The 22,273-nt window shown below is 63.6% G+C and carries 21 protein-coding genes; 8 read left to right on the plus strand and 13 right to left on the minus strand.

The features are described from left to right. Positions 1-35: 35 nt before the first annotated feature. The 13 genes from glpK to uxuA form a co-directional block, all read right to left on the minus strand. Complete coding sequence (gene glpK, locus L867_RS0114150) at positions 36-1,532, minus strand: glycerol kinase GlpK (RefSeq protein WP_028737505.1); 1,497 nt, start codon at positions 1,530-1,532, stop codon at positions 36-38. Positions 1,533-1,609: 77 nt separating this feature from the next. Then, positions 1,610-3,331, minus strand: coding sequence for an ABC transporter substrate-binding protein (locus L867_RS0114155; protein ID WP_028737506.1), 1,722 nt, complete (start codon positions 3,329-3,331; stop codon positions 1,610-1,612). Between the two features lie 80 nt (positions 3,332-3,411). Beyond that, positions 3,412-3,693, minus strand: a complete 282-nt coding sequence (locus L867_RS0114160; RefSeq protein ID WP_028737507.1) for a DUF2160 domain-containing protein — start codon at positions 3,691-3,693, stop codon at positions 3,412-3,414. 17 nt (positions 3,694-3,710) lie between these two features. After that, a complete protein-coding gene (locus L867_RS0114165; protein WP_028737508.1) occupies positions 3,711-4,523 on the minus strand; it encodes a carbohydrate ABC transporter permease in 813 nt (270 codons plus the stop codon). A gap of 13 nt (positions 4,524-4,536) precedes the next feature. Further along, positions 4,537-5,406, minus strand: coding sequence for a carbohydrate ABC transporter permease (locus L867_RS0114170; RefSeq protein ID WP_028737509.1), 870 nt, complete (start codon positions 5,404-5,406; stop codon positions 4,537-4,539). A 2-nt stretch (positions 5,407-5,408) separates the two neighbouring features. After that, positions 5,409-6,479 carry an ABC transporter ATP-binding protein gene (locus tag L867_RS0114175; protein WP_028737510.1) on the minus strand — a complete coding sequence of 357 codons (1,071 nt, stop codon included), beginning with the start codon at positions 6,477-6,479 and terminating at the stop codon, positions 5,409-5,411. 12 nt (positions 6,480-6,491) lie between these two features. Then, on the minus strand, positions 6,492-7,568 hold the full coding sequence (locus tag L867_RS0114180) for an ABC transporter ATP-binding protein (protein ID WP_028737511.1): 1,077 nt from the start codon (positions 7,566-7,568) through the stop codon (positions 6,492-6,494). Between the two features lie 55 nt (positions 7,569-7,623). Beyond that, complete coding sequence (gene glpD / locus L867_RS0114185) at positions 7,624-9,135, minus strand: glycerol-3-phosphate dehydrogenase (RefSeq protein ID WP_028737512.1); 1,512 nt, start codon at positions 9,133-9,135, stop codon at positions 7,624-7,626. 104 nt (positions 9,136-9,239) lie between these two features. Next, positions 9,240-10,031 carry a DeoR/GlpR family DNA-binding transcription regulator gene (locus tag L867_RS0114190; protein WP_028737513.1) on the minus strand — a complete coding sequence of 264 codons (792 nt, stop codon included), beginning with the start codon at positions 10,029-10,031 and terminating at the stop codon, positions 9,240-9,242. 188 nt (positions 10,032-10,219) lie between these two features. Then, positions 10,220-10,504: a YARHG domain-containing protein gene (locus tag L867_RS0114195; RefSeq protein WP_051438983.1), complete on the minus strand. Its 285-nt coding sequence runs from the start codon at positions 10,502-10,504 to the stop codon at positions 10,220-10,222. Between the two features lie 141 nt (positions 10,505-10,645). After that, positions 10,646-11,566 carry a sugar kinase gene (locus L867_RS0114200; protein ID WP_028737515.1) on the minus strand — a complete coding sequence of 307 codons (921 nt, stop codon included), beginning with the start codon at positions 11,564-11,566 and terminating at the stop codon, positions 10,646-10,648. Further along, entirely contained in the window at positions 11,563-13,032 is a 1,470-nt protein-coding gene (locus tag L867_RS0114205) for a mannitol dehydrogenase family protein (protein ID WP_028737516.1), read from the minus strand. Before L867_RS0114205 ends, L867_RS0114200 begins: the two co-directional genes overlap by 4 nt. Further along, positions 13,029-14,246 carry a mannonate dehydratase gene (gene uxuA, locus L867_RS0114210; protein ID WP_028737517.1) on the minus strand — a complete coding sequence of 406 codons (1,218 nt, stop codon included), beginning with the start codon at positions 14,244-14,246 and terminating at the stop codon, positions 13,029-13,031. Before uxuA ends, L867_RS0114205 begins: the two co-directional genes overlap by 4 nt. A gap of 116 nt (positions 14,247-14,362) precedes the next feature. On the opposite strand from uxuA, the gene L867_RS0114215 reads away from it, so the two are divergent. The 8 genes from L867_RS0114215 (at position 14,363) to L867_RS0114250 (ending at position 22,228) form a co-directional block, all read left to right on the plus strand. Next, on the plus strand, positions 14,363-15,064 hold the full coding sequence (locus L867_RS0114215; protein ID WP_028737518.1) for a GntR family transcriptional regulator: 702 nt from the start codon (positions 14,363-14,365) through the stop codon (positions 15,062-15,064). A gap of 411 nt (positions 15,065-15,475) precedes the next feature. Further along, positions 15,476-16,261 (plus strand): ABC transporter substrate-binding protein, encoded by a 786-nt coding sequence (locus tag L867_RS0114220; RefSeq protein WP_037173424.1) that lies wholly within the window; start codon positions 15,476-15,478, stop codon positions 16,259-16,261. 134 nt (positions 16,262-16,395) lie between these two features. Then, complete coding sequence (locus tag L867_RS0114225; protein WP_028737520.1) at positions 16,396-17,046, plus strand: amino acid ABC transporter permease; 651 nt, start codon at positions 16,396-16,398, stop codon at positions 17,044-17,046. 3 nt (positions 17,047-17,049) lie between these two features. Beyond that, entirely contained in the window at positions 17,050-17,709 is a 660-nt protein-coding gene (locus tag L867_RS0114230; protein WP_028737521.1) for an amino acid ABC transporter permease, read from the plus strand. After that, entirely contained in the window at positions 17,706-18,470 is a 765-nt protein-coding gene (locus tag L867_RS0114235; protein ID WP_028737522.1) for an amino acid ABC transporter ATP-binding protein, read from the plus strand. Before L867_RS0114230 ends, L867_RS0114235 begins: the two co-directional genes overlap by 4 nt. 15 nt (positions 18,471-18,485) lie before the next feature. Then, positions 18,486-20,129, plus strand: a complete 1,644-nt coding sequence (locus tag L867_RS0114240; protein WP_028737523.1) for a N,N-dimethylformamidase beta subunit family domain-containing protein — start codon at positions 18,486-18,488, stop codon at positions 20,127-20,129. Positions 20,130-20,142: 13 nt separating this feature from the next. Continuing rightward, entirely contained in the window at positions 20,143-21,072 is a 930-nt protein-coding gene (locus tag L867_RS0114245; protein WP_028737524.1) for a BKACE family enzyme, read from the plus strand. 127 nt (positions 21,073-21,199) lie between these two features. Then, on the plus strand, positions 21,200-22,228 hold the full coding sequence (locus L867_RS0114250; protein WP_028737525.1) for a histone deacetylase family protein: 1,029 nt from the start codon (positions 21,200-21,202) through the stop codon (positions 22,226-22,228). Positions 22,229-22,273: the final 45 nt, after the last annotated feature.

The raw sequence follows: 22,273 nt of genomic DNA on the forward strand, positions 1-22,273 counted from the left end.
CGCGGTGGCCTTCGAGCCTTTGCAGCGCGCGATTCTCAATCGCGTTTCGTGAGGCAGCGCGCGACGCAATCGCGCCATCCGGCGACGGCCATCTGACGCTCCGCGTCGTCCATGCCCGGCTCGAAGCGGCGATCGCGCTTCCAATGCTCGGAAAAGCCCTTCTGATCCGGCCAGATGCCGGCGCGGGAGCCGGCAAGCCAGGCGGCACCGAGAACCGTGGTCTCGAGGATCTGCGGACGGTCGACAGGTGCGGCCAGGATGTCGGCGAGGCGCTGCATGGTCCAGTTCGACGCGACCATGCCGCCGTCGACACGCAGCACGGTCTTGTCGCTCGCGCCCTCCCAGTCCTTCTTCATCGCCTCGAGCAGATCATAGGTCTGGTAGGCGACGCTTTCGAGAACGGCGCGGGCGAACTCGGCGGGGCCGGTGTTACGCGTCATCCCGAACATCGCGCCGCGGGCCTCGGCATCCCAATAGGGTGCGCCAAGCCCGGTGAAGGCCGGCACCAGATAGACGCGCTGGTGCGGGTCGGCCTTGGCGGCCAGCCCGTCGGTCTCGGCCGAACTGCCGATGAAGCCCAGGCTGTCGCGCAGCCATTGCACGGCAGCACCAGCAATGAAGATCGAACCCTCCAGCGCATAGGTCGTCTCGCCGTTCAGCCGATAGGCGATCGTCGTCAGCAGCCGGTTGGAGGATGCGACGCGGTCGGTTCCCGTGTTCAAGAGCGCAAAGCATCCGGTGCCATAGGTCGACTTCATCATGCCGGGCTCGAAACAGGCATTGCCGATCACGGCCGCCTGCTGGTCGCCGGCAACGCCGAGGATCGGGATTTTGGCACCGAAGATCTCCTGGTCGGTCACGCCGAACTCGTCGGCGCAGTCCTTGACCTCAGGCAGCATGGCGCGCGGGATGGCCAGGATGTCGAGTAGTTCGTCGTCGAAGCGGTTCTCGCCGATGTCGTAGATCAGCGTGCGCGAGGCATTGGTGGCGTCGGTCGCGTGCACGCGGCCGGCCGTCATCCTGAAGATGAGCCAGCTATCGACCGTGCCGAAGCAGACCTCGCCTTTTTCTGCACGGGCGCGCAGCCCTTCGACCGAATTGAGCATCCAGGCAAGCTTGGTGCCGGAAAAATACGGATCGAGCAGCAGGCCCGTCTTGGCGGTGAAGAGCGGTTCCAGGCCCTTGGCCTTCAGCTCCTCGCAGAAACGGGCGGTGCGGCGATCCTGCCAGACGATGGCGCGATGGAGGGGTTCGCCGGTCTTGCGGTCCCAGACCACGGCGGTTTCGCGCTGGTTGGTGATGCCGATCGCGGTGATGTCGCGCAGCGTGATCCCGGCCTTGGCGACCGCCATGCGGGTGGTCGAAAGCACGCTCTGCCAGATCTCCTCAGCATCGTGTTCGACCCAGCCTGAGTCGGGGAAGAACTGGGTGAATTCCAGCTGGGCGACCCCGACGATCTGCATGTCCTGGTCGAAAACCATGGACCGGGTCGATGTGGTTCCCTGGTCGATTGCCAGAATATATCCGCTCATCGGGCTTTCGTCTCCTTGGATGAAGACCGGGGCGCGTGGTTCGCGCCCCGGTCCTTTGTCATGCTAACGAGGGAAGATTACTTCTGCCAGCTCTTGACCAGTTCGTCGTAGTTGACGGTCATCGGCTTTTCCTTCTCGTTCTCGACCTTCAGCTGCGGTGCCAGGTTGCCCTTGGCCACGGCATCGGCATTCCACTCTTCGAGGGTCTTTTCCTCGGCGAGCTTCGGGCCGATGTCACCCTGAACGCCTGCACGTTCCAGGCGCTGCAGCACCTTTTCCTGCTCGGCGCACAACGAGTCCATGGCTTCCTGCGCCGACTTCGCACCCGAAGATGCGTCGCCGATCGCCTGCCACCACAGCTGGGCCAGCTTCGGATAGTCCGGAACGTTGGTGCCGGTCGGCGACCACTGGACACGGGCCGGCGAGCGGTAGAACTCGATCAGACCGCCAAGCTTCGGAGCGCGCTCGGTGAAGCTTGGATGCTGGATCGACGACTCGCGGATGAGGGTCAGGCCGACATGGCTCTTCTTGACGTCGATCGTCTTGGAGGTGACGAACTGGGCATAGAGCCAGGCTGCCTTGGCGCGATCGTCAGGGGTGGACTTCAGCAGCGTCCAGGAACCCACGTCCTGATAACCGAGCTTCATGCCGTCTTTCCAGTAGACGCCATGCGGGCTCGGAGCGAAGCGCCACTTCGGCGTGCCGTCCGCGTTGACCACCGGCAGGCCGTCCTTGACGAGGTCGGCGGTGAAGGCGGTGTACATGAACATCTGCTGGGCGATCTCGCCCTGCGACGGAACCGGACCGGATTCCGAGAAGGTCATGCCCTGGGCGGATGCCGGTGCATAGGCCTTCAACCAGTCGAGGTACTTCTGGATGGCGTAGACCGAAGCGGGGCCGTTGGTGTCGCCGCCACGGGCAACGCAGGAGCCGACCGGACGGGAGTTTTCATCGACCTTGATGCCCCATTCGTCGACCGGCAGACCATTCGGCAGGCCCTTGTCGCCGTTGCCGGCCATGGAGAGCCAGGCGTCGGTGAAGCGCCAGCCGAGCGACGGGTCCTTCTTGCCGTAGTCCATGTGACCATAGACCTTCTTCCCGTCGATCTCGCGACCGGTGAAGAATTCGGCGATGTCTTCGTAAGCCGACCAGTTGACCGGAACGCCGAGGTCGTAGCCGTACTTGGCCTTGAAGTCGGCCTTGTTCTTCTCGTCGTTGAACCAGTCGTACCGGAACCAGTAAAGGTTGGCGAACTGCTGGTCGGGCAGCTGGTAAAGGTCACCGTCCGGCGCGGTGGTGAACTTCATGCCGATGAAGTCGTCGAGGTCGAGGCCCGGATTGGTGACGTCCTTGCCTTCGTTCGCCATCCACTTGGTGAGCGAGCGGGCCTGCTGGTAGCGCCAATGGGTGCCGATCAGGTCCGAGTCGTTGACATAGGCGTCATAGACGTTTTCGCCCGACTGCATCTGCGTCTGCAGCTTTTCGACGACGTCACCTTCGCCGATCAGGTCATGGGTGATCTTGATGCCGGTGATGGCTTCGAAGGCCGGGGCCAGAACCTTGGATTCGTATTCGTGGGTGGTGATGGTTTCCGACACCACCTTGATTTCCATGCCGGCGAAAGGCTTCGCGGCATCGACGAACCACTGCATTTCCTTTTCCTGGTCGGCGCGCGACAGCGTCGAAAGGTCACCGACCTCCTTGTCCAGGAACTGTTTGGCCTCGTCCATTCCGGCAAAGGCCGAGCCGGTCATCGCCAGCAGCATGGCTGCGGTCGTCGTCAAAAGGTGCTTTCGCATGATTTTCCTCCCAAAGGTTGCGATTGCAGTCTCTTCGTAGTCCGGGATGGCGGCGCTGACCGCCATCCGTTTTTCAAGCCTCAGACGAAACGGAATACGCCGATCGCGTAGACCACCGACAAGGCAAGAGCCCACCACAGGTTCGGACCTCCCAGCCCCAACCATGCGAGATGAATGAATGCGGATCCGAGCAGCGAGATGAACAGGCGATCGCCTCGCGTCGTTTCGAACCGCAGGACGCCGATGCGCGGATTGCCGCCCGGCGAGAAATATTCCCAGACCGCCATGGAGGCGATCAGCGTGAAGATGCCGATGAAGAACAGCGCCGTCGGCAGCGTCCATGCCATCCACGAGAAGTCCATCTTGAGCCTCCCTTTCCTTAGACGCGGCCCAGGGCAAAGCCCTTGGCGATGTAGTTGCGGACGAAATAGATGACGAGCGCGCCCGGGATGATGGTGAGCACGCCGGCCGCTGCCAGCACGCCCCAGTCCATGCCCGAGGCCGAGACCGTGCGGGTCATGGTGGCGGCGATCGGCTTGGCGTCGGTCGTGGTCAGCGTGCGGGCGATCAGCAGTTCGACCCAGGAGAACATGAAGCAGAAGAAGGCGGCGACACCGATTCCGCTCGCGATCAGCGGCATGAAGATCTTCACGAAGAAGCGCGGGAAAGAATAGCCGTCGATATAGGCCGTCTCGTCGATCTCCTTCGGCACCCCCGACATGAAGCCTTCGAGAATCCAGACCGCCAGCGGCACGTTGAACAGGCAATGCGCGAGCGCTACGGCAATATGGGTGTCGATCAGGCCGAAGGCCGAGTAGAGCTGGAAGAAGGGCAGCGCGAACACCGCCGGCGGCGCCATGCGGTTGGTGAGCAGCCAGAAGAACAGGTGCTTGTCGCCGAGGAAACGGTAGCGCGAGAAGGCGTAAGCCGCCGGCAAGGCCGCCGCGACCGAGATCACCGTATTCATCACCACGTAGATGATCGAGTTGATATAGCCGTTGTACCAGGACGGGTCGGTGAAGATCACCATGTAGTTCCGGAGCGTCGGGTTCTGCGGAAAGAGCGAGAAGGCCCCGAGGATCTCGTTGTTTTCCTTGAAGCTCATATTGACCAGCCAGTAGATCGGCAGGAGCAGGAAGACGATGTAGATCGTCGGGATCAGGAAGGAGAAGCGGCTCTTGTCGTGGTTCATCTTCGTGTCCCCCTCACTTGGCCTGGGCGTCGTGGCTGGTCATGACCGTGTAGAAGACCCACGACATGAGCAGGATGATCAGGAAGTAGATGATCGACATGGCAGCCGCCGGGCCAAGGTCGAACTGGCCGACCGCCATCTTGACCAGATCGATCGACAGGAAGGTCGTCGAATTGCCCGGGCCGCCGCCGGTGACGACGAAGGGCTCGGTATAAATCATGAAGGAGTCCATGAAGCGCAGCAGCACGGCGATCAGAAGCACGCGCTTCATCTTCGGAAGCTGGATGTAGCGGAACACCGAGAAGCGCGAGGCGCCGTCGATCTTGGCGGCCTGGTAATAGGCATCCGGGATGGAGACGAGGCCGGCATAGCACAGCAGCACGACGAGGCTCGTCCAGTGCCAGACGTCCATGACGATGACCGTCACCCAGGCGTCAACCGGATCCTGCGTATAGTTGTAGTCGATGCCGAGAACGGTCAGGTAGTGGCCGAGGAAACCGATGTCGACGCGACCGAAGACCTGCCAGATGGTGCCGACCACGTTCCACGGAATGAGCAGCGGCAGCGCCATCAACACGAGGCAGACGGGCACGCCCAGCCCCTTCTTCGGCATGTTGAGGGCGATCAGGATGCCGAGCGGCACCTCGATGGCGAGGATCACCATGGAGAAGATCAGGTTGCGGCCGAGCGCGTTCCAGAACCGGTCGGAAGACAGCATTTCCGTGAACCAGTCGGTGCCGGCCCAGAAGAACTCGTTGTTACCGAAGGTGTCCTGGACCGAATAATTGACCACGGTCATCAGCGGGATGACGGCCGAGAAGGCCACCAGCAGCAGGACCGGAAGGACCAGGAACCAGGCCTTGTTGTTAAAGGTCTTTTCCATGATCAGCCCTCCTGCCCGACGCGCCAGCTGTCGGCATAAATGCCGATCGCCTGGGCTTCGAAAGTGACACGTGCCTCGCTGGGGATCTCGGTATCCTCGGGCGCGACGATCGACAGCGGATGACCGCAGAACAGGGTGCGGACGATCTTCTGGCGGCCGGTATCCTCGACCTTGGTGATTGTGACCGGCATGCCTTCGCGGCCGAGGCGGACGAATTCCGGCCGGATGCCGAGCTCGATCCGGGCGCCCTCGGCCAATTTCGGCGCGCCGTTCAGCGCGATGGTCTGCTCGCCGACCACGGCCGTGGATCCGCTCACTGCGGCCGGCATGAAGTTCATGCCCGGCGAGCCGATGAAATAGCCGACGAAGGTGTGGCTCGGGCGCTCGAACAGCTCGGCCGGCGTGCCGATCTGAACGATCTCGCCGTCATACATGACGACGACCTTGTCGGCGAAGGTGAGCGCCTCGGTCTGGTCGTGGGTGACGTAAACCATGGTGAAGCCTGACTGGCGATGCAGGCGCTTCAGCTGCGAGCGCAGAACCCATTTCATATGCGGGTCGATGACGGTCAGCGGTTCGTCGAACAGGATCGCGTTGACGTCGGAGCGGACGAGGCCGCGGCCAAGCGAGATCTTCTGCTTCTGGTCGGCGGTGAGCCCCTGCGCGCGCCTGCCGGCCATGCCGGCCAAATCCGTCATCTCGAGGATTTCCTTGACCCGGCGGTCAACCTCGGCTTCCGGCACGTGGCGGTTGCGCAGCGGGAAGGCGAGATTGTCGTAAACCGTCATGGTGTCGTAGACGACCGGGAACTGGAACACCTGGGCGATGTTGCGCGCCTCGGTCGAAAGGGCTGTGACGTCGGCGCCGTCGAACAGGATGCGGCCGTCCGAGGGGTGAATAAGCCCGGAAATGATGTTGAGCAGCGTGGTCTTGCCGCAGCCGGACGGGCCCAGCAGGGCATAGGCGCCGCCGTCGGCCCATTCATGGTGGACTTCCTTCAGCGCGTAGTCGCCGGCGGCCTTGGCCTTGGGGCTGTAGGCGTGGCGGATATGGTCGAGATTGATGCGTGCCATGTCTCTTCCCCCTCACGCCGCGGCGACGTCGACGAGCGCGCGCCCGTCGGAGCCGAACGCCATCAGGTGGCGCGTATCGATGAAGACCTCAAGCTCGTAGTCGGGATCGATGTCGTGGATGCCGTGGGCCAGCATGACCCATCTGGCACCGGCGAAGTGGAGGTGGATGAAGCTCTCCGAACCGGCGATTTCCGAGACCAGCGTCCTGGCCGAAAGCGCGGTCGTCGCATGGTCGTTACGCTCGAGATAAAGGTGATGCGGCTGGAAGCCGATCGTCACCGGACCGTCGGCGATCGCGGCCAGGTGCGCCGGAACCGGCAGGATCGGCCGGTCGGCGAGCAGGAACTGCCCGCCGGACTTCACCAGCTCGATCGTATTGAGCGGCGGATCGGCGAAGGTGCGTGCGGTCAGGAGATCCAGCGGGTGACGATAGACCTGGATCGTCTCGCCGAACTGCGTCACCGCACCCTGGCTCAAGGTCGCGGTATTGCCGCCGAGCAGGAGCGCTTCGGACGGTTCGGTGGTCGCATAGACAAAGATCGCGCCGGACTGGGCGAAGATCTTCGGCAGTTCCTCGCGCAGTTCCTCGCGCAGCTTGTAGTCGAGGTTCGCGAGCGGCTCGTCGAGCAAGACCAGGTTGGCGTTCTTGACGATGGCGCGCGCCAATGCGGTGCGCTGCTGCTGGCCGCCGGAAAGGTTGAGCGGCGTGCGGTCGAGATAGGGAGTCAACCGCAGAAGCTCGGCGGCCTTCTTCACCTCGCGGCCGATGGTCGCGGAATCCTTGCCGGCGATCCGCATCGGCGAAGCGATGTTCTCATAGACGGTCAATGCCGGATAATTGATGAACTGCTGATAGACCATGGCGACATTGCGCTTCTGCACCGGCACGCCGGTGACGTCCACGCCGTCGAAATGGATCGACCCACCGGTCGGCTTGTCCAGACCGGCCATCAAGCGCATCAGCGAGGTCTTGCCGGAGAGCGTCGGCCCCAGCAGGACGTTCAGCGACCCTCGCTGCAAGACGAGATCGGTCGGGCGAATGTGATATTCGCCAGCAACCATCTTCGAGACATTGCGCAATTCAAGCATCTATTCCTCGGGCCTCCTCCGAACCGTCGGCTATCTTCCAGCTGGCGCCTGCCCCTTATCGGGCGACGGCGACCGCCATGTATGTCTCCAGTTCCGCGGCCTCCCCGGCCGTCAGGAACAAACCTTGCTTGGTGCGGCGCCACAGCACGTCTTCCGCGCTGCAGGCCCATTCCCGCTCGATCAGCCAGCGCACTTCGCACTCGTAAAGCGAGCCGCCGAAATGCCGCCCCATGTCCCCGGCGCGTGCTGCGCCGGACAGGATGGTCTTCGCATCGGTGCCGTAGCAGCGGACCAGTCGCTCCGCATGACCACGCTCGAGAAACAGGTGCGTCTTGAGCAAGCCGTCGACTTCGGCCGCATAGGCCGTCGCTTCGAAATTACCGCCCGGCAGTCTGCTCTTCGCTGTCCATGCGCTTCCCTTGGCGCCGATCGCCTCGCCGATCTTCTCCAGTGCGTTCTCGGCCAGCCGCCGATAGGTGGTCAGCTTGCCGCCGAAGACATTGAGAAGCGGCGCTTCCTCCGCCTGACGGTCGAGCTTCAGCACATAGTCGCGGGTCGCTTCCTGGGCCTTCGATGCACCATCGTCATAGAGCGGGCGCACGGCCGAGTAGCTCCAGACGATGTCGTCCTTCTTCACCGGCTCTGCGAAATATTCGCTGGCGGCGTTGCAGAGATACGCGATTTCCTCTTCGCTTATTTTCACATTTTTCGGATCGTCCGTATAGTCACGATCCGTCGTGCCGATCAGCGTGAAATCATTCTCATAGGGAATGGCGAAAATGATGCGATTGTCCGGGTTCTGGAAGAAATAGGCCCGCTTGTCGGAAAACTTCTTCTTCACCACGATATGGCTGCCCTGGACGAGCCGGACATTGTGGACATTGTTGCGGCCGAAGGCGCCGGCAAGCACCTGGTCGACCCAGGGACCGGCGGCATTGACCAGCATGCGCGCCCTGAAGCTCTGCGTCTGGCCGTTCGCCTGGTCAAGCACCGTGACGGTCCACAGCCCGTTCTCGCGGCGGGCCGAGGTAACCCGGGTCCGGCTCAGGATCGTCGCACCGCGATCGGCGGCATCCCGGGCATTCAGAACCACCATGCGGGCGTCGTCGACCCAGCCGTCGGAATATTCGAAAGCCTTGGAAAACACCGGCTTCAGCGGCTTTCCAGCCGGGTCGCGGCGAAGGTCCAGCGTCTTCGTCGCCGGCAGGAGCTTGCGGCCGCCGAGATGGTCGTAAAGGAAAAGCCCGAGGCGGATCAGCCATGCGGGGCGGACGCCGCCCTTCTGGAAGGGCAGAACGAAACGCAGCGGCCAGATGACGTGCGGCGCCATGGCCCACAGCACTTCGCGCTCCATCAGCGCCTCGCGCACAAGACGAAACTCATAGTATTCGAGATAGCGAAGACCGCCATGGATCAGCTTGGTGGCGCCGGAGGACGTGCCCGAGGCGAAGTCGTTCATTTCGGCGAGTGCCACGGTATAGCCGCGACCCACCGCATCACGCGCAATGCCGCAGCCGTTGATGCCGCCACCGATGACAAAGATGTCGAAAACCGACTCGACCGACATACGCTCCCGCTCCCCTTTTCGCATTGCACAATTTTATGCAATTGCGAAAGTTCATTCATCTAAATTGAAAGGAAAGCGAATGTCAAACGAACATTAACGAAAAACTACCGGCTATCGTCGACGTCATCCTGCTGGCTTTGCGTTTCCACCAGGTGCACGTCGCTTTCGGCGCAGATCCGGCGGATCGAGTCGACTGGACAATGGTCGGTAATGAAGGTGTGGACCTGGGAGATATGGCCGATACGCACCGGAGCGGTGCGCTCGAACTTGGAGGCGTCCGACACCAGGATGACATGGCGGGCATTGGCGATGATCGCCTGGGCCACCTTGACCTCCCGATAGTCGAAGTCGAGAAGCGCGCCGTCCTCGTCGATCGCCGACACGCCGATGACGGCGAAATCGACCTTGAACTGGCGGATGAAGTCGACCGCGGCCTCGCCCACGATACCGCCGTCCGATCCGCGCACAACACCGCCGGCAATCACCACCTCGATCGAGGGGAACACACGCAAACGATTGGCGACATTGATATTGTTGGTGATCACCATCAGTTCGCGATGATCGACCAGTGCCTCCCCGACGGCCTCGGTCGTCGTGCCGATATTGATGAACAGCGAGGAGTTGTCGGGGATAAGCGCCGCCGCGGCGCGGCCGATCGCCTGTTTCTCCGGCGCGGCGATCGAACGACGCGCCTCGTATTTGACGTTTTCGTTGCCACTCGGAAAGATCGCACCGCCATGGATGCGCGTCAGCGCCTTGCCGTCGCAGAGGTCATTCAGATCCTTGCGGATGGTCTGCGGCGTGACGGCGAACCGTGTCGCCAGTTCATCGACCAGCACCCGGCCCTCCGCCTTGGCGAGAGCCATGATTTCCATCTGGCGGCTGGTAAACAGCATCCGCACCTCCCCCTCTTCGTTTTCTTTCATCCTAGGGAAAAATGAAAGTCCGGCAATAGGCTCACGTGGTTGAAACGCGTTCACGAACCGGTGGGCGCTGACCGACAAGAAATTCCCCGGGCCACCTTTTGGCGACCCGGGGAGAGGCCCCCGCCGATCTGAATTTCGAAACTACCGGTGGTGCGAACTCAACGGCAGCCCTGATAGACTTCCCACTGCTCGATATTGTTGACGCGGCGCTGTTCGGCCGGCGTCAACTTGCCGTAGGGCGGAAAGCAGGCGCGACCGAAGACGTTGCGGGCGCGCTGAGTCTTGAAGCAGAAGCCCTTGGCGGCATAGATCGCGTTTCGCTCATACCACAACTGTTCGCAAGTCATCCCGCTCTGCGCCGCCGCCGGTGCGGCAGCCCCCATAGCGAGCAGCATCGGCATCACCGTGATGGCCGCTGCAGTCAGTGTCCTGATGTACCCCATGACAAAACCCCTCCTATTGCGATGAGGCCAATCTAGCACATCGCCGTTGGGCACAATTGACTCATGTCAAGACTTTTACGGGGACAAACGGCGCGATCACATTCCTCCTTCGGGGCACGCGGCACGCCGAAGCGGCAATGGCTAACCGGATAGTCCGATCTGATCACGCGGCATAAGCGCGCCGGGATGCCGGACGACCCGGGCTGCCACGGCGTGGCCCTGTTCCGCGGACTCCTCCGGCGAAGCACCGCCAAGGCGGGCGGCCAGGTAACCGCCGTTGAAGGAATCACCGGCGCCGGTGCTGTCCACCGGCTTGACGCTGTCGAAGCTCAGGATCGCGATCGAGCCGCCAGGCAGGGACACGGCAATGGGGCCGCCGCCATTCTTCACCACGACCTCGCCGGCCCCGAGCCGCAGCCAGCGGGCGGCGCATGCCTCGATGTCAGCGTCGCCGAAAACCGACGCCTCGTCGTCGAAGCTCGGCAGGGCGATCGCAGCGGCGGCCGCGGCGCTGGAGAGGCCCATGCGCATCGTCTCGGCATTCTCCCACAGACGCGGCCGGATATTCGGGTCGAAGACAGTCAGCTTGCCCGCGGCGCGGGCCTTGGTAACGAGACGCAGGAGGGCCGCCCGGCGACCGGGCTCGAGGATGGCGAGCGTGATACCGGAGAAATAGACCACGTCGGCCGCACCGATTGCCGCTTCGAGCGCGGCTTCGTCGTCGGCCAGCCGGCGGGCGGCGGACTGGCCGCGCCAATAGGAAAAGCTGCGCTCGCCGTCGTGAAGCTCGATCGAGTAGAGGCCGACCGTGCGCTCCGGGTCGCGCGCGATGAAATGCGTGGCAATGTCGTTTGCGCCGAGAAATTCCAGCATGCGCTCGGAAAACGGATCCGTGCCTAGCCGGGTGAAGAAGGCCACCTGCCAGGCTGGAGGCAGGCAGGCTCGCACGTACCAGGCGGTGTTGAGCACATCGCCGGCAAACCCCATGCGCCACAGGCCGCCCTCGGCCTGCGACAGTTCGACCATCGCCTCGCCGATCGCGACAAACAGTTTGTCACTCATCCTCTTGCCTCCTCCGCGACGGCACCCTGCATGCCGAGTTCGAGCATGCGGTCGAGAGCCTGACGGACCTCTGCGCGCCATTTTTCCGATGCGGCAAGCCCGACGGGGAACAACCCCGGCAAGGCATGCAGCGCGTCCGAGACCGCTGCCGCGTCGCGCGGCACGCCGGCCAGCGCGGATGCGATCTCCCCGGCGCGGGGATCACGCAAAGCATAGGCCTCACCTGCATCGGTCTTGCCGAGGCAATAGCGCATCCAGGCGGCGACGGCAAAGGCGAATGGCCTGATCGACGTCCCGGCTTCGAGCGCGACCGTGGCCGGTGCCAGAAGGCGTTGGGGCAGTTTCTCTGTTCCGTCCATGGCGATCTGATAGGTTTCATGGGCGATTGCGGGATTTGCGAAGCGTGCGGCGAGCGCCGCGCCGTAGGCGTCAAGGTCGATCCCCGGCAGCGGCGGAAGGGCGGCCGCAGCACTCAGCAGATGCCGCCGCACGAGCGCCGCGAGAGAGGCGTCGGCCATCACATCGCGCACATGGCGGTGGCCCGAAAGAAAACCGGCATAGGCCAGCATCGAATGGCTGCCGTTCAGCATGGTGAGCTTCATCCGCTCATAGGGCGTTACATCCGAAACGAAGATCGCGCCTGCTTTTTCCCAGGCCGGACGCCCGTCGGGAAAATGGTCTTCGATCACCCATTGATGGAATGCTTCGGTTTCGACGGCGGCGAGATCGCTGCAGCCGGTCAGCCGCTCGGCGGTCGCCAGCGTTTCCGCGGTGACGGCCGGGGTGATGCGGTCGACCATGCTGGAGGGGAACGCGACCGCCGCCGCGATCCAATCGGCAAGCGACGGATCGAGCCTGCGGGCGAAACCGACGACGCCGTCGCGCAGCAGTGCACCGTTTTCCGGCAGGTTGTCGCAGCTCAGTACGGTGAACGGGGCGGTGCCCGCCGCCCGGCGTGTCCGCAGCGCCGCGACCAGCAGACCGAGTACGCCGGAAGGGGCGTCCGGCGAAGCAAGGTCGGCCACCACCGCGGCATGGGACCAGTCCGGCCCGCGACCGGCACGATCAATCCCATAGCCCTTTTCGGTGACGGTGAGGGTGACGATGCGCACCGCCGGATCGACCAGCGCGACTAGCGTCGCCACAGGATCGGCGGCAATTACATCGGCGATCGAACCGATCACTTGCCCCGTCGTTCCGGCAGCACTCCGCTCGATCAGCGTGTAGAGACCGTTTTGCGGATTGAGCGCCTCGGCCATGTCACGGCTTCGCAGGCTCACGCCCCGGATGCGCCAGTCGCCGCCATCGGCGAGAAGCGCTGCATCCGTATAGGCCGCCTGATGGGCGCGGTGGAAGGCACCGATGCCGATGTGGACGATCCCAACGCCATGCGCAGACGGTTCGTAGCCGGGAAGGCGCGCTTCGCCATGTACCTGCGAAAGCGACGTCAGGCGGGGCGCGCTCATGCGCCGATCCCCTCGACCGGATGCTCCAGCGCCGTCATGATGCCGCGCAGCTCGGCCAGGCCCTTCAGCCGGCCGATGGCGGGATAACCGGGCTGCGCCTTGCGCCCGAGATCGTCAAGGATGTCCTGGCCGTGATCGGGACGCATGGGAATGTTGCGGTCGGCTCGGCCTGCCTTGCGCCGACGGGCCTCCTCGCGCAACACCGCGGCGATCATCGCCACCATGTCCGTGCCACCGCCGAGATGTTCGGCCTCGTAGAAACTGCCCATCAGGCCGTCTGTCTCGCGCCGGACATTGCGCAGATGGAGAAAATGGACGCGATCGCCAAGCCTGTCCATCATGCCCGGCAGGTCGTTGTCCGGCCGCACGCCAAGCGATCCGGTGCAGAGCGTGATGCCGCTCGCCGGCAGATCGACCGCCGCCATGACCTTGCGGTAGTCCGCCTCGGTCGACATGACGCGCGGCAGGCCGAGAAGCGAGAACGGCGGGTCATCCGGGTGGCAGCACAGACGCAGTCCGAGGTCCTGGGCAACCGGCGCCACCTCCGACAGAAAATCGATCAGATGGGTTCGCAGTTGATCTTCCGAGATCGCGGCATATTCTGCCAGGTGACCGCGCACATCCTCCAGAGTGAAATGCTCCGCCGCCCCGGGCAATCCGAAAACGACGTTGCGGGCAAGCGCCTGGCGCGCAGCATCGTCCATGGCGACAAAGCGGCGTGCCGCATCCGCAACGACGTCCGCGGGATAGTCCTCGGCTGCCCCCGGCCGCGCCAGAATGTGGATATCGAAGGCGGCAAAGTCCGTCAGGTCGAAGCGCATGCAGGTGGCGCCATTCGGCAACCGCCAGGCGAGGTCGGTGCGCGTCCAGTCCAGAACCGGCATGAAATTGTAGCAGATCACCTCGATGCCGGCGTCGCGCAGCACTTTGAGCGAGGTTTTGTAGTTGGCGATGTGGTCGCGCCAGCTTCCCTTCTGCTTCTTGATGTCTTCGGACACGGGCAGGCTCTCGACCACCTCCCATTTGAGCCCCGACGGGCTGCCATCCCGCATGCGGCCGATCTCGGCCTGACGCTTGTCAACCTCTTCCCGCGCCCAGACGGCGCCGGTCGGCAGGTGATGGAGTGCAGAAACCACGCCTTCGACCCCGGCCTGCATCATATCGTCGACCGAAACCAGATCCTTCGGTCCAAACCAGCGCCAGGTCTGCCGCATGTGTCACTCCTCCCAAAGCCTGCATCGAAGATGGTATCTGATTCCCATTTAGCATCGACGCCAATTGTTGACTAGTATGGCAGTTCAACGCTAGACAGACCGAAGGGAGACAGACAATGCCAGTTCCGCCCACAGAAGCAGCTGCGCTGGAACAGAGTTCGGCCGTAGGGCCGCAGCTGTACCGGTTGCTGCGCGACAGGATTGTCAGGGGAGACCTGGCCCCCGGGGCTCGCATTTCGGAGTCGGAAATCGCGGCGAGCTACAAGGTCAGCCGCCAACCGGTTCGCGAGGCCTTCATCAAACTGGCCGAGGAATCGCTGGTCGAAGTCCGGCCCCAGCGTGGCACCTATGTGCGCCGTATCTCTGTGCCCGCTGTCATGACCGCGCGTTTCGTTCGCGAAGCGGTGGAGGCCGACATTGTTCGAGAAGCCGCACGCCGCATGACGCCGGACATGCTTACGGCCCTCGAGGCCAATCTGTCGGCACAGCGCACCGTGGTCGATGGCGACGACCCCAGCAGGTTCATGGAACTGGACGAGGCCTTTCATCGGCAGCTTGCCGAAGCCGCCGGCCAACCGGCGATCTGGGATATCCTGGAAGACCTGAAAACGCAGATGGACCGCGTGCGCCACCTCAGTGCCCGCCAGTTTCCGCGCGAGCGGCTGATCGACCAGCATGCCGCGGTGGTGGCAGCCCTGCGCTCCGGCGATCCGCAGGTGGCCGAAGCCGAGATGCGCACGCATCTCAGGGGCGTGCTCACCGATCTGCCGGCCATTGCCGAAGCCATGCCCGAATTCTTTGACGAAGCGGGAGGCTGACGGGGCAATGGCACGGGGAGGAGCATGGCGGGCAGAGATTTTGGCACGCGGCGCCGGCGACCCTAGAGGCGTTGCTTCGGGCCTACGGGATGACCGGCGAACCGGGCTGGATGCAGCGTGCCGACAGATCCTTGCCGTTGTTGGGCGGCCTTCCCTTCCTGAGAACTGCAGGGTTCAATTACGACACGCAGGCCCGGTGCTCCATCCTCGCACGGCACGATGTCAGCCGGCGGGCGATCTGGCTCGGCAAGCCTACCAACTCTGACGCCTGTCATCATTCCCTGAAACTATGCTTGTTATTTCCTCTATCTATTTGCTTGATGCATGATGTCGGGGGATCCTTCCGGTTCGTGGCCAGTCGTCTTGCCTGAGGCAGGCGGTTGTCCCGGTAACCAGATAAGGGGAACGATCATGTTGAAAGCCATTTTGTCGTGCGCGCTCGCTGCCGGTATTGCGATCGCTGCGGCCGCACTGCCGTCCGTGGCCGCTGCCGACGAGCTCGAGACCGTCAAGGCTGCCGGCGAGTTCAAATTTGCCAATAGCGGCGCATACCCGCCCTTCAGCTTCGTCGACGACACGAACCAGGTCGTCGGCTTCGACGTCGATATCGGCAATGAAATTGCAAAGCGCCTTGGCGTGAAGGGCGTTGCCGTCAGCACCGCCTGGGACGGCATCATTGCCGGCCTTCTGGCCGGCAAGTACGATTCCATCATCGGCAGCATGACGATCACCGCCGAACGCGAAAAGGCCGTCGATTTCGTCGGTCCCTACTATCGCTCGGGCCGCGGCATCTTCGTCGCAACGGATTCCGCGGTGAAGTCGCTCGACGACCTGAAGGACAAGACGATCGGCGTCACGCTTGGCGAAACGCATGAAAAGTGGGCGCGCGAGCGTGGCGGCTGGGAAATCCGCACCTACAAGGGCCTTCCTGAACTCTTCCTCGAACTGAAGTCCGGTCGCGTCGATGCGATCGTCGTCGACAGTATTCCGGTGATGGTCGCCATGAAGGACAATGGCGAAAAGGTCCGCAAGCTGGAGACTTCCGACATTGACGGCGGCGCCGTCAACATCGGCATCGCGATCCGCAAGGGCAATCCGGATCTCAAGGCCGCCATGCAGAAGGCGCTCGACGAGATGATGGCGGACGGCACCTATGAGGCTATCTCGATGAAGTGGATCGGCGCGGACATCCGCTGATCTCAATCGGTCTGGCGGGATCAGGCGATCCCGCCGGCCAGGCACGGTTCCGCGCCCGCCGCGGGGCCGATGCCAGATACCGTTCTTCCCGCGGCGTTATCGCGCCCTGCCCCGTGATCGACAGGCCTTTCTGCATGGATACCGATCTGATCTTGCGAATATTGCCGGCCTTTATCCAGGCGGCATGGACGACGGTCGAGATTTCTCTCGTGTCGCTCGTCCTGGGACTGGCGGTCGCTTCGCTGCTGACGGCCGCGCGCCTGTCGCGTCTCGCTCCCCTCAGGGTGCTGGGGACGGTCTATGTCAGCCTCTTTCGGGGAACGCCTGCGCTCATCCAGATCTTCCTGCTCTATTTCGGCGGACCGCAGATCGGACTGCAGCTCGAACCTTTCGCCGCCGGCGCCATCGCGCTTGGCCTCAACATCGGTGCCTATATGGCCGAGTCGATGCGCGGCGGCATCCTGTCGGTCGATCGCGGCCAGACGGAAGCCGCCCGCTCGCTTGGTTTCAGCCGCACGCAGTCCATGCGCTGGATCGTTCTGCCGCAGGCCGCCAGGCTGATGATCCGCCCGCTCGGCGTCAATGCCGTGGCCCTGGTCAAGGGCACGGCGCTGGTCGCCACCATCTCGGTGGTGGAACTGACCTATACGGCGCAGCGCTTCATCGGCTCGACCTACAAGCCGTTCGAGATCTTCGCCGTCACGGCCGTGCTCTACATGATCATGGTCTATGGACTGACACTGCTGATCGGCTTGCTCGATCGCGCCTATGCGGAAGAGGTGTAAGCGATGCAGGGTCTCGATTTCACCGTCGTCTTCGCCTACTGGCCACTGCTGGCCGAAGGGCTCGGCTGGACTGTCGTCCTGTCGGTCACCTCGGCCTTGGTCAGCGTGCTTGCCGGGATCGGTTTTGCCCTGCTGGTCCTCTACGGGTCGGCGCTGGTCCGCTATCCGATCCGGCTGTTCATGTGGCTTTTCATGGGCACGCCACTTCTGCTTCAGCTGTTCCTCATCTATTTCGGCCTGTCCCAGATCGGCATCGACATTCCGGCGCTCGGCGCCGGCATCATCGCGCTCAGCCTGCATTTCGCCGTCTACAATGCCGATATCTTTCAGGCCGGCATTCTGTCAGTCGACAGGGGACAGACCGAGGCCGCCCGCAGCCTCGGTTTCGGCCGCCACCGCACGCTCGTCTACATCATCGTGCCGCAGGCGGTTCGCAACACGCTTCCGGCGGTCGGCAGCATGATGATCGCGCTGCTGAAGGAATCGGCGATCGTCTCGATGATCGGTATTGCCGAGATCGTGCACAGCGCGCAGCTGGCCATCAGCGAGACCTACCGGCCGTTCGAGTTCTACCTGACCGCAGCCGTACTCTATTACATTCTCAACCTGATCCTCGAAGCCGGCCTGCGCCGGATCGAAGGCAAAGTGGAGCTTTCGCGATGAACGATGTCCGCCCGATGATCGACGTGCGCGGCGCGCGCAAGGCTTACGGCCCGCTGGAGGTCCTCAAGGGGATCGATTTCAGCGTGGCGCGCGGCCAGATCATCGCCGTGATCGGGCCGAGCGGCTCGGGAAAGAGCACGCTCCTGCGCTCCATCAACCACCTGGAGACCCTCGACAGCGGCGAAGTCTGGCTCGACGGCGTGCTGGTCAACCAGACGCTGCCCGGGCGCGCCTTCGAACGGCACATCAATCAGGTGCGCCAGCAGATGGGCATGGTGTTCCAGCACTTCAACCTGTTTCCGCACCTGAGCGTCTGCGACAACATCGCCATCGCCCCGGCCAAGTTGAAGGGCGTCGACAAGGCTTCCGCCCGCAAGCTGGCCCTGACCATGCTCGACAAGGTCGGGCTCGCCGACAAGATCGACGCCTTCCCGGCCCGCCTTTCTGGCGGCCAGAAACAGCGCGTGGCGATTGCCCGGGCGCTCGCCATGCAGCCGAAGGTCATGCTGTTCGACGAGGCGACGTCGGCGCTTGATCCGGAACTGGTGGACGAGGTGAACCTGGTAATGAAACAGCTCGCCAGCGAGCATATGACGATGGTGATCGTCACCCATGAAATGCGTTTCGCCGCGGAAGTGGCCGACCGCGTGCTGTTCATGGCCGACGGCACGGTGATCGAGGAAGGAACGCCCGACGAGCTGTTCACGCAGCCGAAGCAGGAGCGGACGCGCACATTCCTCCGGAAATTTCTCAATGCCTGACAGGAGATGAGCCGAATGACCATGGCAAGAGATCAGTTCCCCGACTTCGGGCTGACGCAGGCGCAGCGCCGCGAGGCCGTCAGAGGGCACTACTACGAATATCCGGGAATGGACGGAGAGCGCGGCGAGATCTGGTGCTATTCGGACCGGTTCTCCTACCATCCGGGCGACGAGGTGACGCTGTTCATCAGCTCCACGGCATCGTCCTGCGATATCGAGATCGTGCGCGACGGCGCGAGCGAACAGCATGTGATGTCGCTTTGCGGCATCCCCACCGTCTGGCAGGAGACCCCGGACCAGTGCTCGGTCGAGGGTTGCGGCTGGCAGCCGAGCCACAGCCTCCGCATTCCGGCCGACTGGACGTCCGGTGCCTATCGGCTGACGCTGACGGCGCAGGGCCGCGACGGCCAGCCGATCACAAGCCACCATCTCTTCATCCTTTGCCCCGCCGTCGGTGCAAAGCCCGGCCGCATCCTGCAGATCGCCGCGACCGGCACCTGGACTGCCTACAACACCTGGGGCGGTTCCAACCACTATCAGGGGATCACCGGGGCAAACCGGGACCAGTATGCGACGCGCGTCAGCACGCAGCGCCCATGGTGCCGCGGCTTCGTGGTGCTGCCGCAGGATGCGCCGCGCGTGCCGGTCGAGGTCAGCCTGCCGCCGGGAACCGTGCCGCGTTATCCGCATATGGAATGGGCCTATGCGACCGGCCATTCGAAGAAATACGCGTCGTCCGGCTGGGCGAGCTATGACAGCCACTTCTTCCGCTGGGCGGAGAGCGCCGGCTACGGCATCGACCTCGCCAGCCAGCACGAGTTGCAGTTCACTCCTGAGCTGCTGGACGGCTATGACTGCGTCGTCTTCGTCGGCCACGACGAATACTGGACCTGGGAAATGCGTGACACCGTCGACCGCTTCGTCGAGCGTGGCGGCTTTGCCGCGCGCTTCGCCGGCAACTTCATGTGGCAGACGCGGCTGGAAGACGACGGGCGCGCCCAGGTCTGCTACAAGTACCGGGCGCGCGCCGAAGACCCCGTCTACAAGACCGGCGACGTGACGCGCGCCACCAACAGCTGGGAGGCGCCGGAAATCGGCCGGCCGGGAGCCATGACCTTCGGTCTCAACTCCACCAATGGCGTCTATGCCGGCTGGGGCGGATGTTCGCCGCGCGGCGCGCGCGGTTTTCCGATTTGCCGCCCGGAACACTGGGCCTTTGCCGGCACGGGCCTGTTCTATGGCGATCTGCTCGGCGCCGAAAGCCATATCTACGGCTACGAGGTCGACGGACTGGACTACGAGATCCGCTATGGCAGGCCCTATCCGACCGCCAGCAGCGGCGCGCCCGCAGGCCTTGAAATCCTGGCGCTCGGCATGGCAAGCTCGGTCGAGGAGAACGACGTGCTGGCGCCTGAGGACCGGTTCTTCGGCGACGAGGACGGCCGTTTCATCGCCGAGACGCTCTATGGCGAGGCCAGCGATGAGAATCTCGAAAAGGTCCGCTACAGCAACGGCATGATCGTCAGCTTCCGCAAGGGAGAGGGCGAGGTCTTCCATGCCGGCACCTGTGAATGGGTCGCCGGGCTGCTGCGGTCCGACGCCATGGTCGAGAAGGTGACGCACAATGTGCTCAGCCGCGCCCTTGGCTCCTCCAACTGATAATGTGGACATCATGAAATCGAAGAAAGTCATCATCACCTGCGCCGTCACCGGCTCGGTCCACACGCCGTCCATGTCGCCGCACCTGCCCTACAGGCCGGAAGACATTGCAGCGCAATCGATCGAAGCCGCGGAGGCCGGCGCCTCGATCCTGCACCTGCATGCCCGGGATCCGGAGAACGGACGACCGACCGCCGATCCGGCCGTCTTCATGCGCTTCCTGCCCGTGATCAAGCAGGCCTGCGACGCTGTCATCAACATCTCGACCGGCGGCTCGTCGCTGATGACGCTTGATGACCGGCTGGAAGCGGCCCTTTCGGCCGAGCCGGAAATGTGCTCGCTCAACATGGGATCGATGAATTTCGGCCTCTATCCGGCGCTCGACCGGCCGCGCGAATGGCAGCACGAATGGGAACCGCAACTGCTCGAGGCAACCCGCAGCACGCTGTTCAAGAATACCTTTGCCGACATCGAGGCGATCCTGAAACGGCTGGGCGAAGGCTGCGGCACGCGATTCGAATTCGAGTGCTATGACGTCGGCCACCTCTATACGCTCGCCCATTTCCGCGATCGCGGGCTGGTCTCGGGGCCATTGTTCATCCAGTTCGTCTTTGGCGTTCTCGGCGGGATCGGAGCGGATCCGGAAAACCTCGTCCACATGAAGCGGATTGCCGACAAGCTGTTCGGCGAGGATTATCGCTTCTCGGTGCTCGCCGCCGGCCGCCACCAGATGCCGATGATCACCATGGCCGCGACCATGGGCGGCAGCGTGCGCGTCGGCCTGGAGGACAGCCTCTATGACGGCAAGGAACTCGCCCGGTCCAATGCGACGCAGGTGAAACGCATCCGGACAATCCTTGAGGGCCTGTCGCTCGACGTGGCGACACCGGAAGAAGCGCGTGCCATGCTCGGCCTCAAGGGTGGCGACCGCGTAGCGTTCTAGGAGGGGCCTATGGGGGAAGCCGTTGCGGCCAGGGGCTTGCCGATGACAAAGGCGACGCTGGCCAAGTGCAGCAGATGATACGAGGCGTGGGGCGTCATGCCCTCGCCCGGGAAGGGAAGTCGACCGAATGAAAGTCTTCTACGCCGAAGAACAGAAACGCCACGATCCGAAATTCTTCCTGTCGAGCGGCGGCCGCCAGCCCAATCCGGAGCAGCCGGAGCGGGTCGAGAGACTGCTCAATGGCGCACGCGCCGCGGGCCTCACCGTGGCCCGGCCGATCGAGCATGGCCTTGGGCCGATCTCGGCGATCCACACGCCGGAATATCTCGACTTCCTGAAGCGCATCTACCAGCGCTGGCAGCATATCGAGGGCGCTTCCGAGGAGGTCATCCCGAACATCCACCCGATCGCCCGCGGAGGTACTTATCCGGCTTCCGCCGTCGGCCAGGCCGGCTATCACATGGCCGACACCTCCTGCCCGATCTCGGCAGAGACCTGGGACAGCGCCTGCTGGAGCGCCTGGAGCGCGGTATCGGCCGCGGATGCGGTGGTGGCGGGTGAAAGCGCCTCCTATGCGCTTTGCCGCCCGCCGGGCCACCATGCCTTCCGCGACGTCGCCGGCGGCTTCTGCTTCTTCAACAATTCGGCGATCGCCGCGCAGCGGCTGCGCCGCTCGGCCGAACGCGTGGCGATCATCGACGTCGACCTGCATCACGGCAACGGCACGCAAGGCGTGTTCTACGAGCGGGCCGACGTGCTGACGGTATCAATCCATGCCGATCCGGTGCGCTTCTATCCGTTCTTCTGGGGCCATGCCGACGAACGCGGCGAGGGCCTTGGCCTCGGCTACAATTTCAACCTGCCGCTGGCCCGCAAGTCGAATGACGCGGCCTATCTGGAAGCCCTGTCGGCGGCGCTTCGCCGGGTCGAAGCCTTCAGCCCGGATGCGATCGTCATCGCGCTGGGGCTCGACGCCTTCGAGAAGGATCCCTTCGGCGGGCTTTCGGTGTCGACACCGGGCTTTGCGCTGATCGGCGAGGCCATCGCCAAACTCGGCCGTCCGGCGGTCATCGTCCAGGAGGGCGGTTATCTCTGCGATGAACTCGGCGACAACCTCACGTCCTTCCTCGATGGCTACGGCGCGAAAGCACGTTAAACCTTCGCCGACAGAGCGTCTTGGTGCAGGTCCTGACGGAAGACC

The organism is Paenirhizobium selenitireducens ATCC BAA-1503 (assembly GCF_000518785.1).
GTDB lineage: Bacteria > Pseudomonadota > Alphaproteobacteria > Rhizobiales > Rhizobiaceae > Allorhizobium > Allorhizobium selenitireducens.